The sequence below is a fragment of the Streptomyces sp. NPDC054932 genome (assembly GCF_053610205.1).
Genome location: NZ_JBSGXU010000065.1, coordinates 13,335 through 27,808, shown reverse-complemented (window position 1 = coordinate 27,808; position 14,474 = coordinate 13,335). Strand labels below are relative to the sequence as shown.

15 protein-coding genes are annotated in these 14,474 nt (G+C 71.0%); 11 read left to right on the top strand and 4 right to left on the bottom strand.

Going from position 1 to position 14,474, the window contains the following annotated elements:
- Window positions 1-257 precede the first annotated feature (257 nt).
- Window positions 258-872 (top strand): dihydrofolate reductase family protein, encoded by a 615-nt coding sequence (locus ACWGE1_RS19475; protein WP_453421730.1) that lies wholly within the window; start codon window positions 258-260, stop codon window positions 870-872.
- Between the two features lie 269 nt (window positions 873-1,141).
- Here ACWGE1_RS19475 and ACWGE1_RS19470 read toward each other — a convergent pair whose 3' ends face one another.
- Window positions 1,142-1,510 (bottom strand): hypothetical protein, encoded by a 369-nt coding sequence (locus ACWGE1_RS19470; RefSeq protein ID WP_453421729.1) that lies wholly within the window; start codon window positions 1,508-1,510, stop codon window positions 1,142-1,144.
- Between the two features lie 133 nt (window positions 1,511-1,643).
- On the opposite strand from ACWGE1_RS19470, the gene ACWGE1_RS19465 reads away from it, so the two are divergent.
- Window positions 1,644-2,558 (top strand): DMT family transporter, encoded by a 915-nt coding sequence (locus tag ACWGE1_RS19465; protein WP_453421728.1) that lies wholly within the window; start codon window positions 1,644-1,646, stop codon window positions 2,556-2,558.
- Window positions 2,559-2,627: 69 nt separating this feature from the next.
- On the opposite strand, the gene ACWGE1_RS19460 is transcribed toward ACWGE1_RS19465, so the two are convergent.
- The gene (locus tag ACWGE1_RS19460) at window positions 2,628-3,641 is read right to left on the bottom strand and encodes a Gfo/Idh/MocA family protein (RefSeq protein ID WP_453421727.1); all 1,014 of its coding nucleotides are present in this window, start codon (window positions 3,639-3,641) and stop codon (window positions 2,628-2,630) included.
- 217 nt (window positions 3,642-3,858) lie between these two features.
- Between ACWGE1_RS19460 and ACWGE1_RS19455 the strand changes: the two genes are divergently transcribed.
- The 9 genes from ACWGE1_RS19455 to ACWGE1_RS19415 all read left to right on the top strand — a co-directional run bounded on the left by ACWGE1_RS19455 (window position 3,859) and on the right by ACWGE1_RS19415 (window position 11,467).
- The gene (locus ACWGE1_RS19455) at window positions 3,859-4,869 is read left to right on the top strand and encodes a substrate-binding domain-containing protein (RefSeq protein WP_453421726.1); all 1,011 of its coding nucleotides are present in this window, start codon (window positions 3,859-3,861) and stop codon (window positions 4,867-4,869) included.
- Window positions 4,866-5,909 (top strand): ABC transporter permease, encoded by a 1,044-nt coding sequence (locus tag ACWGE1_RS19450; RefSeq protein WP_453421725.1) that lies wholly within the window; start codon window positions 4,866-4,868, stop codon window positions 5,907-5,909. Before ACWGE1_RS19455 ends, ACWGE1_RS19450 begins: the two co-directional genes overlap by 4 nt.
- Window positions 5,876-6,856 (top strand): ATP-binding cassette domain-containing protein, encoded by a 981-nt coding sequence (locus ACWGE1_RS19445; protein WP_453421724.1) that lies wholly within the window; start codon window positions 5,876-5,878, stop codon window positions 6,854-6,856. The genes ACWGE1_RS19450 and ACWGE1_RS19445 overlap by 34 nt, the downstream gene beginning before the upstream one ends.
- The gene (locus ACWGE1_RS19440; protein WP_453421723.1) at window positions 6,853-8,025 is read left to right on the top strand and encodes an ROK family glucokinase; all 1,173 of its coding nucleotides are present in this window, start codon (window positions 6,853-6,855) and stop codon (window positions 8,023-8,025) included. Before ACWGE1_RS19445 ends, ACWGE1_RS19440 begins: the two co-directional genes overlap by 4 nt.
- On the top strand, window positions 8,022-8,612 hold the full coding sequence (locus tag ACWGE1_RS19435; protein WP_453421722.1) for a hypothetical protein: 591 nt from the start codon (window positions 8,022-8,024) through the stop codon (window positions 8,610-8,612). Before ACWGE1_RS19440 ends, ACWGE1_RS19435 begins: the two co-directional genes overlap by 4 nt.
- 27 nt (window positions 8,613-8,639) lie before the next feature.
- Window positions 8,640-9,272 carry an MBL fold metallo-hydrolase gene (locus ACWGE1_RS19430; protein ID WP_453421721.1) on the top strand — a complete coding sequence of 211 codons (633 nt, stop codon included), beginning with the start codon at window positions 8,640-8,642 and terminating at the stop codon, window positions 9,270-9,272.
- Window positions 9,273-9,302: 30 nt separating this feature from the next.
- Window positions 9,303-10,088 (top strand): exodeoxyribonuclease III, encoded by a 786-nt coding sequence (locus tag ACWGE1_RS19425; RefSeq protein ID WP_453421720.1) that lies wholly within the window; start codon window positions 9,303-9,305, stop codon window positions 10,086-10,088.
- A 68-nt stretch (window positions 10,089-10,156) separates the two neighbouring features.
- Complete coding sequence (locus ACWGE1_RS19420) at window positions 10,157-10,597, top strand: DUF6278 family protein (protein ID WP_453421719.1); 441 nt, start codon at window positions 10,157-10,159, stop codon at window positions 10,595-10,597.
- Between the two features lie 126 nt (window positions 10,598-10,723).
- On the top strand, window positions 10,724-11,467 hold the full coding sequence (locus ACWGE1_RS19415; RefSeq protein WP_453421718.1) for an amino acid ABC transporter ATP-binding protein: 744 nt from the start codon (window positions 10,724-10,726) through the stop codon (window positions 11,465-11,467).
- A 46-nt stretch (window positions 11,468-11,513) separates the two neighbouring features.
- On the opposite strand, the gene ACWGE1_RS19410 is transcribed toward ACWGE1_RS19415, so the two are convergent.
- Both ACWGE1_RS19410 and ACWGE1_RS19405 read right to left on the bottom strand, forming a co-directional pair.
- A complete protein-coding gene (locus tag ACWGE1_RS19410; protein WP_453421717.1) occupies window positions 11,514-13,100 on the bottom strand; it encodes a CocE/NonD family hydrolase in 1,587 nt (528 codons plus the stop codon).
- 137 nt (window positions 13,101-13,237) lie between these two features.
- A complete protein-coding gene (locus ACWGE1_RS19405) occupies window positions 13,238-14,407 on the bottom strand; it encodes an Ig-like domain-containing protein (RefSeq protein ID WP_453421735.1) in 1,170 nt (389 codons plus the stop codon).
- Between the last annotated feature and the right edge of the window lie 67 nt (window positions 14,408-14,474).

Sequence of the window (14,474 nt, the reverse complement as noted above, 5' to 3'; positions counted from 1 at the left end):
GGTGTTAACCGTGGAACCCATCGGCCTTTCTCTCAGTGCGGTCTGTCGCGATGGCGTGCAATCGGGGGAGACCTCCCAGCTCCGCGCTGGCCTCACCTCGGCCATCGGGCGATGTGCAGGAGGCTGCTCGGCCGGACGTACGAGACGCGTCGTCTGATCGGTCGAAACGGGTGGGGGCTCGCGTGGCGTCGCGATGAGTTCCTGGGGGTCCGGGAGTCTGCATCTGTGGACGGACTGCCGAGAAGGAGCGCGGAGACATGGGGAAGCTGACCCTGACCACCTTTGTGACGCTGGACGGCGTGATGCAGGCGCCCGGGGGGCCCGATGAGGATCGCAGCGGGGGGTTCGAGTACGGCGGGTGGCTCGTGCCGTTCGCCGATGAGGGGATGGGGGAGTTCATCACCGAGGTGTTCGGCCGGGCCGAGGCGTTCCTGCTCGGGCGGCAGACGTACGAGATCTTCGCCTCGTACTGGCCGCACCACGACGATCCGGCCGACCCCGTCGCGGGCAAGCTGAACCGGCTGCCCAAGTACGTGGCCTCCACCACCATCGAGGAGCCGGCCTGGGGGCCGGCCACCGTGCTCGACGGGGAGAACCTGCAGAGCGAGATCGTGCGGGCCAAGGACACGCTGGGCGGGGAGCTGCAGGTGCACGGCAGTGGGCAGCTCGCGCAGTGGCTGCTGGCCCGGGACCTCGTGGACGAGATCAATCTGATGGTGTTCCCGGTGGTGCTCGGGGCCGGCCGGCGGCTGTTCCCCACCGGGGGACTGCCGACGGCCTACGAGCTGACCGCCTCCCGTACGACGCAGGCCGGCACCGCCATCCACACCTACCGGCCGACGGGGCGGGCCACCTTCGGCACCATCGGATGACGGAGGAGGCCGTCGGATCGGTCCTCAGCTGCTCGGATGCCACTGGAACCAATGGTCGAGCCCGCCGACCTGGCATGCGGGCGTCGGCGTCGGACCCCGGTTCGCCGACCAGCCGCCGCGCACCGTCCGCCGGCTGCCGGTGCGCGGTGAGCAACCGGGTCGGCCCGTCGTAGTGGATGCCGATGCCACCGAGGTTCGGACGGCTCTCCGGACCGGCCGCCCAGGCTACGTGGAGCTGGTCCCGCCCGGCGAGAACCGAAAGGGACGGCCTACCGCGGGTCCAGGGCCAGTTGGACCACGCGGCCCTCGCGCAGGACCAGGAGGTCCGGGGCCTCGTGCTCGTAGAAGCGGAGGCGGCCGACCGGGCCCGGCGGGCGGATGTGGGGGGCGAGGAGCAGCAGGAGGTCCTCCACCTCCGGGAGCTGTTCCTCGTGGACCTCCTGGCGGCTGGTCAGGGCCCAGCCGCCGCGGTCGGTCGGGGCGAACTCGCCGACGAGCATGCCGCCGACCCGCCACGCCGGCCCCCGGGTCGAGAGCAGTCCGTCCCCCGTCAGCTGGCGCCGCACCTCCGCGAGCACGTCGTCGGGCGTGGTGTCGAGCAGGTCGAACGCCAGGTCCAGGGCGTAGAGATCAGCCATGTCGCCGATGCTACGGGGCTGTCGCCCGCGGCCCGGAAATGGGTCGCCCGGCATGATCGGCTCCGGTACGGTGTGCCCGCACCCGTGCGAGCCGCCGATGTCTCCACCCCCGCCGTGACGTCGGAGACCTTCGTTGACCGTGATCTCGCCCGCCCTCGAAGCGCCCCGCCGGGCCTGGCTCGCCGATCTGCCCGTGCTGGCCGTCGCCGTCGTCTGGGGCGGCAGTTACCTCGCCGCCAAGGGGATCACCACCGGCCACACCGTGATCGCCGTGCTCGTGCTGCGGTTCGCGCTCGTGCTGCCGGTGCTCGTCGTCGCCGGGTGGGCGCGGCTGCGGGCCCTGACCCCCGCCCAGCTGCGCGGCGCCGGGGGACTGGGCCTCGTACTCGGCGGGATCTTCCTCCTGGAGACCTACGGGGTCGTCCACACCTCCGCCACCAACGCCGGTCTGATCATCAGCCTGACCATGATCTTCACCCCGCTCGCCGAGGCCGCCGTACGCAAGCAGGCACCCTCCGCCGGATTCCTCGGGGCCGCCGCCGTCTCCGTCGCCGGCGTCGTGCTGCTGACCCAGGGCGCCGGTTTCACCGCGCCCAGCCCCGGTGACCTGCTCATCCTCGGCGCCGCCCTCGCACGGACCCTGCACGTCCTGCTCATGGCCCGCATCGAGGCCGTCCAGGACGCCGACTCGCTGTCCCTGACCACCGTGCAGCTCGGCGCCGCGGTCCTCGTCTTTGCGCTGCTGGCCGCCGTACCCGGCACCGGCGCGACCCCGTGGTCCGCCGCGGCGGACTTCGGGCCCGCCGAGTGGGCCGGGCTCGCCTTCCTCTCCGTCTTCTGCACGCTCTTCGCCTTCTTCGTGCAGATGTGGGCCGTACGCCGTACCTCGCCCTCCCGGGTCAGCCTGCTGCTCGGCACCGAGCCGCTGTGGGCCGCCGTCGCCGGTATCGCCGTCGGCGGGGAGGAGCTGGGCCTGCCCGGGTACGCGGGCGCCGCCCTCGTGCTGGTCGGCACCGCCTGGGGCCGGCGCGCCGTCACCACCGCCTGAGGGTGGCCGAAAAACGCCGCAGCCAGGGGTGAACCCCCGCCGTAGGGTGGCCCAATGCCCGTGCCCCCCTTACCGAGCCGGCAGGTCCGGGAGTTCCTCCAGCCGGACCCGGCGCCGCTCCCGGCGCGAGAGCTCGCAGGCCTCCGCGATCCGGAACGCCGCCAGCGCCTCCCGGCCGTCGCACGGATTGGCGGCCTCGCCCCGCACCAGCTGGACGAAGGTCGCCAGCTCGGCCTCGTAGGCCGGGGCGAAACGTTCCAGGAAGCCGGTCCACGGCTTGCTCGCCGGGGGCGGTCCGTGCGGTTCGGTGGAGGCGATCGGCGTCCGGTCGTCCAGGCCCACCGACACCTGGTCCAGCTCCCCGGCCAGCTCCATCCGCACGTCGTACCCGGCGCCGTTGCACCGCGTGCCGGTGGCCGTGACCAGGGTCCCGTCGTCCAGCGTCAGGACGGCGGCCGCCGTGTCGATGTCGCCCGTCTCCCGGAACAGGGAGGGTCCCGCGTCCGACCCGGCCGCGTACACCTCGACCACCTCGTGCCCGGTCACCCAGCGGACCATGTCGAAGTCGTGCACCAGGCAGTCCCGGTACAGCCCGCCGGAGGTCGCCAGGTACGCGGCCGCCGGCGGCGCCGGATCGGCCGTCATCGTCCGGACGGTGTGCAGCCGCCCCAGGGCTCCCGAACGGACCAGCTCGCGGGCCGTGCCGTAGCCCGCGTCGAAGCGGCGCATGAAGCCCACCTGGAGCAGTCCGCCCGCAGCGGCGACCTCCCGCAGCGCCGCCAGGGACCGGTTCAGGTCCGGGGCCAGCGGCTTCTCGCAGAACACCGGCAGCCCGCCGCGGACCGCCCGTACCACGAGGTCCGCGTGGGCCTCGGTCGCGGACGCCACCACCACCGCGTCCACGCCCCAGGTGAAGACCTGCTCCACGGAGGGCGCGGCGGTGGCCCCGAGCCGGTCGGCGAGGCGCGCCGCCCGCGCGGGATCGGCGTCCGCCAGCAGGAGCGAGCCCGCTTCCGGGTGACGGGCCAGTACCGCCGCGTGGAAGGACCCGATCCGGCCCGTTCCGATGAGCCCGATGCGCATGCACTCAACCTGGCCCCGTACGGGGGACCTGTCAATCTGCCCACGCATGTCAACCTGCCCGTGCGTGCCCCGATGACCCTTCATGGTCGACTGTGGCGGATACTGAACGGCTGGACCGGAATGGAGCCGGAATGACCGGATTGGTGACCGGCTCGACGACGGACCGCATTGGTCTCGACGACGGACCGCATTGGTGACGAGGGAAGGGCGCGGCGACGTGGCTAGGGTTCGGACAGGGGTACGCGTCGTGGGCGCGGTGCTCGCGGCGGTACTGGGGGCCTCGCTCGCGGGCTGCAGCAGTACGGGGGGCAAGCGCGCGGAGGAGCGCGCGCGGGCCGCCGAGGCGGGCCGGCCCGCCGTCTCCACCCCGCGCTGGACCTTCGCGATGGTCACGCACGCGGGCGACGGCGACACCTTCTGGGACATCGTCCAGAAGGGTGCCAAGGAGGCCGCGGCGAAGGACAACATCAACTTCGTCTACGCCCACGACGACCAGGCGCAGCAGCAGGCGCAGTTCGTGCAGAACGCCATCGACCAGAAGGTAGACGGGATCGTCGTCAGCCTGGCCAAGCCCGAGGCCCTCAAGGACGTCCTCGCCAAGGCCGTCAAGGCCGGTATCCCGGTGATCACGGTGAACTCCGGCTCCGCCCAGTCCGCCGCGTACGGGGCACTGACCCACATCGGCCAGGACGAGGAGATCGCGGGCGAGGCGGTCGGCACCGAGCTGAACAAGCGAGGCCGCAAGAAGGCCGTCTGCGTCCTGCACGAGCAGGGCAACGTCGGCCACGAGCAGCGCTGCGCCGGTGCGAAGAAGACCTTCTCCGGGACGATGGAGAACCTGTACGTCGAGGGCACCAACATGCCCTCCGTCCAGGCGGCGATCCAGGCACAGCTGCAGGCCGACCCCTCCGTCGACGCCATCGTCACCCTCGGCGCGCCCTTCGCGCCCACCGCGGTCAAGGCGAAGGACGCGGCCGGCAGCAAGGCCGAGGTGGACACCTTCGACCTCAACGAATCGGTCGCCCGCGACCTGAAGTCCGGAGCGCTCGGCTTCGCCGTCGACCAGCAGCCCTACCTGCAGGGCTACGAGGCCATCGACCTGCTCTGGCTCTACCGCTACAACGCGAACGTGCTCGGTGGCGGCCGCCCGGTGCTCACCGGACCGCAGATCGTGACCGCCGCCGAGGCGGGCAAGCTGGAGGAGTACATCAAGCGGGGCAGCCGATGAGCGCGGCCGCACCCGCCGGCGGGCGCGACGAACGGCTCGCCCCCACCTCCACCCTGCGCAAGCTGCTCGCCCGCCCGGAGCTGGGCTCGGTGGTCGGCGCCGTCGCCGTCTTCGTCTTCTTCTCCATCGTCGCGCCCACCTTCCTGCAGGCCTCCAGCCTGAGCACGATCCTGTACTCGGCCTCCACCATCGGGATCATGGCCGCTCCGGTGGCCCTGCTGATGATCGGCGGCGAGTTCGACCTCTCCGCGGGTGTCATGGTCACGACCTCGGCGCTGGTCAGCTCGATGTTCAGCTACCAGATGACCGCCAACGTCTGGGTCGGAGTCGGCGTGTCCCTGCTGGTCACCCTGGCCATCGGCTTCTTCAACGGCTTCATGCTGACCCGCACCGAGCTGCCCAGCTTCATCATCACGCTCGGCACCTTCCTGATGCTGACCGGCCTGAACCTCGGCTTCACCAAGCTGATCACCGGCACGGTCTCCACCAAGACCATCGCCGACATGGAGGGCTTCTCCTCGGCCCGCGCCCTCTTCGCCTCGCAGTGGACCATCGGGTCGGTCACCCTCGAGGTCACCGTCCTGTGGTGGTTCGCCATCGTCGCCGTCGCCACGTGGATCCTGCTGCGCACCCGCGCCGGAAACTGGATCTTCGCCGTGGGCGGCGGGGCCGACGCGGCCCGCGCGGTCGGCGTGCCGGTCGTCAAGACCCGGATCGGGCTGTACATGGGCGTCGCCCTGTGCGCCTGGGTCTCCGGACAGCACATCCTCTTCTCGTTCGACGTGGTCCAGTCGGGCGAGGGCGTGGGCAACGAGTTCCTCTACATCATCGCGGCCGTCATCGGCGGCTGTCTGATGACCGGCGGCTACGGCTCCGCCATCGGCTCGGCGGTCGGCGCCTTCATCTTCGGCATGACCAGCAACGGCATCGTGTACGCCCAGTGGAATCCGGACTGGTTCAAGTTCTTCCTCGGCGCGATGCTGCTGCTGGCCACGCTGCTCAACGCATGGGTCCGCAAGCGGGCGGAGGCAACCAAGTGACCGCGACCGAACCGACCGCCACCGCGCCCGGAGCGCCCGCCCCCCTGGTGCGGCTGACCGGCGTCAGCAAGTACTACGGGAACATCCGCGCCCTGCAGGGGGTCTCCCTGGAGGTCTCCGCGGGCGGGATCACCTGTGTCCTCGGCGACAACGGCGCCGGCAAGTCCACCCTCATCAAGATCATCGCAGGGCTGCACCGGCACGACGCCGGCACCTTCGAGATCGAGGGGGAGGAGACCGCGCTCGCCAACCCGCGCGCGGCCCTCGACCGCGGCATCGCCACCGTCTACCAGGACCTCGCCGTCGTCCCGCTCATGCCCGTCTGGCGGAACTTCTTCCTCGGCTCCGAGCCCACCCGGGGCCGCGGCCCCCTGCGCCGCCTCGACGTGGAGCTCATGCGCGAGACCACCCGCGCCGAGCTGCTGCGCATGGGCATCGACCTGCGGGACGTGGACCAGCCCATCGGCACCCTGTCCGGTGGCGAACGGCAGTGCGTGGCCATCGCCCGCGCCGTCCACTTCGGCGCGAAGGTCCTCGTACTGGACGAGCCCACCGCGGCCCTCGGCGTCAAGCAGTCCGGCGTGGTCCTCAAGTACGTCGCCGCCGCCCGGGACGCGGGCCTCGGCGTGGTCCTGATCACCCACAACCCGCACCACGCGTACCTGGTGGGGGACCGTTTCGTCCTCCTCAAGCGCGGCACCATGGCGGGCAGCCACACCCGCGAATCGATCACGCTCGACGAGCTCACCCGCCAGATGGCGGGCGGCTCCGAGCTGGACGAACTGAGCCACGAACTGGAGCGAGTGGCAGAATCAGGGGCAGGCGCCCCCCACGCCACGGCCGCCACGGACGGCGCGGCCGGCCGAAACACCCCGGCCGACGAGGCCGACCGGGCCGACCCGGCTCCCGAAACCACCGCACCCAAGAGGGACGACACGACTCGATGAGCACGTACCGGGACTTCACGCTCACCCACCGCGGGTCGGCGCGAGGCACCGTCCTGCGGACCATCGGGACCCGGGAGCGCCGGTCGCACCTGACGGCCCCGCGCGTCCCCACGGTCGGCATCGACATCGGCGGCACCAAGGTGATGGCCGGCGTCGTCGACGCCGACGGGATCATCCTGGAGAAGATCCGCACCGAGACCCCCGACAAGTCCAAGAGCCCCAAGGTCGTCGAGGACACCATCGTCGAGCTGGTGCTGGACCTCTCCGACCGGCACGACGTGCACGCGGTGGGCATCGGCGCGGCCGGCTGGGTCGACGCCGACCGCTCGCGCGTGCTGTTCGCACCCCACCTGGCCTGGCGCGACGAGCCGCTGCGCGACGCGCTCCAGTCCCGGCTCGCGGTCCCCGTCATGGTCGACAACGACGCGAACACCGCCGCGTGGGCGGAATGGCGCTTCGGCGCCGGGCGCGGCGAGGACCACCTCGTCATGATCACGCTCGGCACCGGCATCGGCGGGGCCATCCTGGAAGGCGGCCAGGTCAAACGCGGCCGGTACGGGGTCGCGGGCGAATTCGGCCACATGCAGGTCGTCCCCGGCGGCCACCGCTGCCCCTGCGGCAACCGCGGCTGCTGGGAGCAGTACAGCTCCGGCAACGCCCTGGTCCGCGAGGCCCGCGAGCTGGCCGCCGCCGACTCGCCGGTCGCGTACAACATCATCGCCAGGGTCGGCGGCAACGTCTCCGAGATCACCGGCCCGCTCATCACCGAGCTGGCCCGCGAGGGCGACGCCATGTGCGTCGAGCTGCTCCAGGACATCGGCCAGTGGCTGGGCGTCGGCATCGCCAACCTCGCCGCCGCCCTCGACCCGTCCTGCTTCGTCATCGGCGGTGGAGTCAGTGCCGCCGACGACCTCCTGATCGGCCCGGCCCGCGACGCCTTCCGCCGCCACCTCACAGGCCGCGGCTACCGCCCCGAGGCCCGTATCGCCAAGGCCCAGCTCGGACCCGAGGCGGGCATGGTCGGCGCCGCCGACCTCGCCCGCCTCGTCGCCCGCCGCTTCCGCCGCGCCACCCGCCGGCGGGTCGAGCGCTACGAACGGTACGAGCGCTACGCGCAGCAGCTGGGCCGGCGCGAGCCCGCAGTCCCCGATGACCAGGACAAACAGTGAACCCGCCCACCCTGCCCCACCAGGCCTCCGCCCCCGACGCGGAAGGCACGCCGCGCCCCGCCGCCGAGGACCGCAGGCACGTCGTCAAGCGCCGCTGGATCACCGCGATCATCATCCTGCTGCTGGTCGGCGTACCGGCGGGCTACCTCGCCATCTCCACCCAGCAGAGCCGCGAGAGCGGCCGCGACAAGGCCGCCAGGATCGGTGCGTCCAAGGTGCGCCCCGGCTGGCCCTCCAAGGTGCAGCGCAGCATCTACGAGGTGCCGATCCCCCCGAAGGCATGGCGGGTCGGGTTCCTGGAGACGAACAACTGGCGCACCAGCCGGCTGTACACCCAGTTCGCCGTCACCCCGTCCGACCTGGACGCCTTCCTGGCCTCCGTCGGCACCAGCCGGGAGAAGCTGACCCCGGGCGTGTCCATCTCCGACCACGACACCTCGGTCGCGGGCTGGAACTTCACACCGCGCACCGAGTGGCTCGGCACCACCCTCGAACAGGCCGACCCGAGACCCACCCGGGACATCACCGTCGATCTCACGGACCCCAAGGTCTCCAAGGTCTACGTCGTCTCCTCCACCACCCCCTGAGGCCCCCGAGCCCTTAGCCTTGGGATCATGAAGCTCACCAAGCGGCTGCATTCCTGCGTCCAGTTGGAGAAGGACGGGCGCACGCTCGTCATCGACCCGGGCGCCTTCAGCGAACCGGACGCGGGGCTGGGGGCGGACGCCCTGCTGGTCACGCACGAACACCCCGACCACTTCGAGGAGGGCCGGCTGCGGGCCGCCCTCGACGCCGATCCCGCGGTCGAACTGTGGACCCTGCGCAGCGTCGCCGAGAAGCTCGCCCCCGCCTATCCGGGCCGGGTGCACACGGTCGGCCACGGCGACGCCTTCACCGCGGCCGGATTCGAGGTCCAGGTGCACGGGGAACTGCACGCGGTGATCCACCCGGACGTCCCGCGCGTGACGAACGTCGGCTACCTCGTGGAGGGTTCCCTCTTCCACCCGGGGGACGCGCTGACCGTGCCCGGGGTGCCCGTGGAGACCCTGATGGTCCCGGTGCACGCCCCCTGGAACAAGGTCTCCGAGGTGATCGACTACCTCCGCGAGGTCAAGCCGCGCCGGGCCCTCGACATCCACGACGCCTACCTGTCGGACATCGCCCGGCCGATCTACGACCACGCCCTGAACGCCCTCGGGGGCACCGATCACGGGCGACTCACCGCGGGGGACTCCACCGACCTGTGACTGTCGGTGCCGGGCGGTAGGTTGGCACGTATGCGTATCGCCACCTACAACGTCAACTCCATCACCGCCCGGCTGCCGCGCCTGCTGGCCTGGCTGGAGAGCTCCGGCACGGATGTCCTGTGCATCCAGGAGACCAAGTGCTCGGCGGAGCAGTTCCCGCACGCCGAGCTGCGCGAGCTGGGCTACGAATCGGCGGTCAACGCCACCGGCCGCTGGAACGGCGTGGCCCTGCTCTCCAAGGTCGGCCTGGAGGACGTGACCCCGGGGCTGCCCGGCGGGCCCGACTACGAGGGCGTCCAGGAGCCCCGCGCGATCTCCGCCACCTGCGGCGGCGTGCGGGTCTGGTCGGTGTACGTGCCCAACGGCCGCGAGGTCGAGCACGACCACTACGGCTACAAGCTGGAGTGGTTCCGCTCCCTGGCCACGGCCGTCGCCGAGGACGCGGCGGGTCCGCGCCCCTTCGCGGTGCTCGGCGACTTCAATGTGGCCCCGACCGACGAGGACGTCTACGACCCGGCCGTCTTCGCGGGCCTCACCCACGTCACCCCCGCCGAGCGGGCCGCCCTGGAGGCGCTGCGCGCGGCCGGCCTCTCGGACGTGTTCCCGCGCGCACTGAAGTACGACCGGCCGTACACCTTCTGGGACTACCGGATGCTCGCCTTCCCCAAGAACAAGGGCATGCGCATCGACCTGGTCTACGGGAACGAGCCCTTCACCAAGGCCGTCATCGACTCCTACGTCGACCGCGAGGAGCGCAAGGGCAAGGGCGCGTCCGACCACGCACCCGTGGTCGTGGACCTGGATCTCGGCCGGTAGCCATCCGGGCCGGCGGATCCAGGCGCGCCCTGTGGCCAGCGGCGGATCCTGGTGCGACGCTGGGCGGTATGAACATCCCTTTCCTGGCCAACTGGCTGAACCGACGCGAAACGGAACAGGGCACGGGACTCGCCGCCGCCTTCGCCGACGACCCCGAGGGTGTCGCCGAGTTGTTCTCGGAGTGCGAGATGCTGCGCAGCCAGGCACGGGCGGCCGGGCTCGAACTCGATGAGACCGGGGCCTCGTTGGAGGCCCTCGACCAGCTCATGCCGCGCTGGCGGCGGGACCCCGAGGTGGTGCCCTGGCTCGGCAACGACGCCGGCTTCTACCTCGGGACCGTGATCATCCGGACCATCCCGGGAGCCGGCTGGCGGGTGTGGCCCAACGGCCAGCCGGTGATCCGGCTGGCCTCGGGCCGGGAGCTGAACGTGATCGAGTCGGGGGTGTCCTGGGCGGTGACCGGATCACCCGAGCTGAGCCAGGCGTACGCGGAGGCATCCGAGGGCTGACGCGGCCGGTGCCCCGGCGTGTCGCAGCCCCCGTACCGTGCGAAGTGCCCTTCCGCGGCCGGATAGTTTGCGCTGGACACCCGGACACCCGGACACAGCTTCACCGACAAGTGGGCAGGGCAGCACATGGCCGTCGAACCGTTGATCGAGCTGCATGACGTCAACAAGCACTTCGGAGCCCTGCACGTACTGCGGGACATCAGCCTCACCGTCGGCCGCGGGGAGGTGGTGGTGGTCATCGGCCCCTCCGGTTCCGGGAAATCCACCCTGTGCCGGGTGATCAACCGGCTGGAGAGCGTCGAGTCGGGCAGGATCCTGCTCGACGGTGAGCCGCTGCCCGCCGAGGGCAAGGAGCTGGCCCGGCTGCGCGCCGAGGTGGGGATGGTCTTCCAGTCCTTCAACCTCTTCGCGCACAAGACCGTCCTCGCCAACGTCTCGCTCGCGCAGGTCAAGGTCCGGGGGCGCAAGCGGGCCGACGCCGACCGGCGCTCCCGGGAACTCCTGGAGCGGGTGGGCCTCGCCGACCAGGCCGCCAAGTTCCCGGCCCAGCTGTCCGGCGGTCAGCAGCAGCGCGTGGCCATCGCCCGTGCCCTCGCCATGGACCCCAAGGCCCTGCTCTTCGACGAGCCCACCTCCGCGCTCGACCCGGAGATGATCAACGAGGTGCTGGAGGTCATGCAGCAGCTCGCGCGCGAGGGCATGACCATGGTGGTGGTCACCCACGAGATGGGCTTCGCCCGGTCCGCCGCGAACCGCGTGGTCTTCATGGCCGACGGGCAGATCATCGAGGACCGCACCCCGGAGCAGTTCTTCACCGCCCCCGAGAGCGACCGGGCCAAGGACTTCCTCTCCAAGATCCTCAAGCACTGACGGCAGCGGGCGGCCGCTGCCGGGCGGACCCGGCAGCAGCCGTGCGTCACTGCTCGCGCAGCGGCACCGACACGTAACTGGGGTCGGTGCGCGGCGAGGAGAAGGTCAGCTGCGCCCCCGTGGGGTTGTGCTCGATGTAGAGCGGGTCGACGGTGTCGACGACCAGGGCGAGCCGGTGGCCCGCGGGGACGTCGTAGGCGGTGGAGAACAGCTCCAGGTCCACGCCGAAGGCCCGGCCCGGAGCCTTCCCGTGGAAGGTGTACGGGGCGTTGGTGATCAACTTGCCGATGCCGAGCGGGCCGACGTCGTAGAGGTAGGCGACGAAGGTGCCGTCGGTCTTGGTGGGCGTGACGGTGGTGTGCAGCTTCACGGTGCCGCGCACGCGGCGGTCCTCGTCGTAGCGCCCCGACTGCCAGACGGCGGCGAAGGCCCGGGGAAGGAGCGGGACGGAGGCGATCGGCGGCGCCTTCACGAACTGGTCGAGGGCGCTGGAGAGGAGGAGGATGCCGCCGTTGGCGCCGGAGTCGACATTGGCGAAGAGGTGCTCGCTGTCGGAGAGCGCGAGCTTCTCGGTGCCGCCGGAGCCGACCGACTTCCAGTCGGCGTAGCCCTCGTACCCGTCGTTGCTGCGGGACTTGATCTGCACCGGGGCCTCGGCGTCGATGCCGTTGCGCTCGCCCTTGAGGTAGCGGTCGAACCAGCGGTGCGCGCTGGTCCAGGTGTCGTTGGGCAGGCCCAGCAGGCCGGTCCCCTCGGCGGTTGCGTGGTCCCCGGGCCGGAACTCCAGCCGCTTGGGGCCGGTCAGCCGCTCGTAGAACTTCGCGTACTGGTTGGGCGGGAAGATGGTGTCGCCCCAGGCGTTGCCGAGCATGATGGCGGCGCCGTTGGCGTTGATCCGGTCCACCTGCTCGGAGGCCGATCGCTTCTTGCCCCACTCGATCATCTGCTGCTCCTGGTCCAGCCGGGAGCCGAGGAAGTTGCCGAGGAGCGTCTGGAGTTCGGGTCCGGGGCGGCCGGTGAGGTATCCGGCGGCGCCGAGCATCGCGGCGGCCTGGAGGTGCTGGGTGCGGCCGGAGTAGATGGACTCGATGAGGTCGGCCCAGCCGCTCATCGCGACCACGGCCTTGACGCGCGGGTCGTGGGCGGAGGCCAGCAGGGTGATGCCGGCGGCGTACGAGACCCCGCCGAGGCCGATGCGGTCCGCGTCGGCGGGGGAGTTGGCGAGGGCCCAGTCGATGACGGCGCTGACGTCGGCGATGTCCGGCGGGCCGGCGACCTCGATGTTGCCGCCGGAGAGCCAGAAGCCGCGCGAGGTGTAACTGACCACGATGTAGCCGGAGTCGGCGAGCTTCTTGGCCTGGGCGATGTATTCGATCTGCGGCAGGCCCCAGCTGGTGGGCAGCACGATCAGCGGGTACTTCCGGCCGCTCTCGGCGCCGGCCGGGGTGAAGACGTTGCCCTTGAGGGTGATGCCGCCGGAACCCGGGATGTCGTGGAAGCGCACCTGCGAGGAGGCGTCGGCTGCTGTTGCCGCGGTGGTGACGGGAGCCGCCTGGGCCTGATGGGGGGCCAGGCCCAGGACGGCTGCCGCCAGAAGGGTCGCCACGGTCGCGGCGGTGGTGGTGCGTTGCATCTGTCGCTCCTCGCGCGTGCGCCGGGATTATCAAAGTGACCCGACGGTAACGGGAGCGTGTTACCGAAAGTAACCCATGAGTAAGTTACGCACTGGTAACGATTGGATGATTGCGGTGGACGGCCGCAGGCCGGCCGTCAGCCGTTCTGCGGGGCGCCGGACAGGGCGCTCTTGGTCTTCCACTCGTCCCACGACAGATTCCACTCGCCGTAGCCGTTGCCGATCGGCGCCTGGCCCTTCGAGCCCTCGCCGACCACCTCGAAGAGGTCGCCGACCTGGGACTGGCCGAAGAACTCCTTGGCGTCGGCGTCGCTCATCCCCACGCAGCCGGAGCTGCTGTTGGTGCGGCCGAAGTTGCCGGCGTTCCACGGGGCGGCGTGCGCGTACATGCCGGACCAGGTCAGCCGCATCGAGTAATCGACCATCTTGTCGTAGGCGTTGTCCAGGCCCACCGTCTGGGAGTCCATCCGGATGGTGCCCTCCTTCGTCATGATCACCATCTTCCCGGACCAGGAGGCCTTCTTGCCGCCGGGAGTGCCGGCCGAGATCGGGATCGTCCTGAGCGCCTGGCCGTCCTGGGTCACCGACATCTTCTTGGTGTCGAGGCTGACCTGGACCCGGCGGTCCTTGCCGATCTTGAACTCGGTGTTGTAGTCCCGGGCGAACAGCCCGCCGCCCTTGCCGGAGTCCACGCCGTTCAGGTGCATGTCGACCTTCACGTCCGTGCCGGACTTCCAGTAGTCCTTGGGCCGCCAGTCGACGCGGTCCTTGCCGTCGTGATCCTTGATCCAGCCCCAGGAGCCCTCGGTGTTGTCCGAGGTGGTGACCTTGAGCTGCTTCTCGACCTCGGCCTTGTTCGTCACCGGGTTGTCGAAGACGAGCGACACGGGCATTGCCACGCCCACCGAGCTGCCCTTGGAGATGTTGATCGAGACCTTGTTCACCTTGTCGGCGGGTCCGGTCTTGAACTGCGTGGTGGCGCTCTGGCTCTCGGTGTTCTGCGCCTCGACCTTGTACTCCGCGCCGGGCGGGGCGTTGCGCTCCGAGGTCCAGGTCCTGCCGTCGTCGGATATCTTCCCCGGCAGCTCCGCGCCCTTGGCGTCGGTCACCTTCACCTGGGCCAGCTTGCCCTCGGCGACGGTCACCGTCACCGGCTGGCCCGCCTTGACCTGATCGCCCGTGAGGTTCACCGCGACCGCCATGGGCGCCTTCGGCTTCAGCTCGGCCTTGCCCTTGTCGTCGCCGCCACCGTCGCTCCCGCCCGAACAGGCGGTGAGCGAGGCGGCCAGAAGTGCGGTGCCCGCCATGGCGGTGCGGCGTATACGGCTCAACGAAGGGCCCCTTCGAGTGGTGGTGGCGGTGAACGTCCGCAAA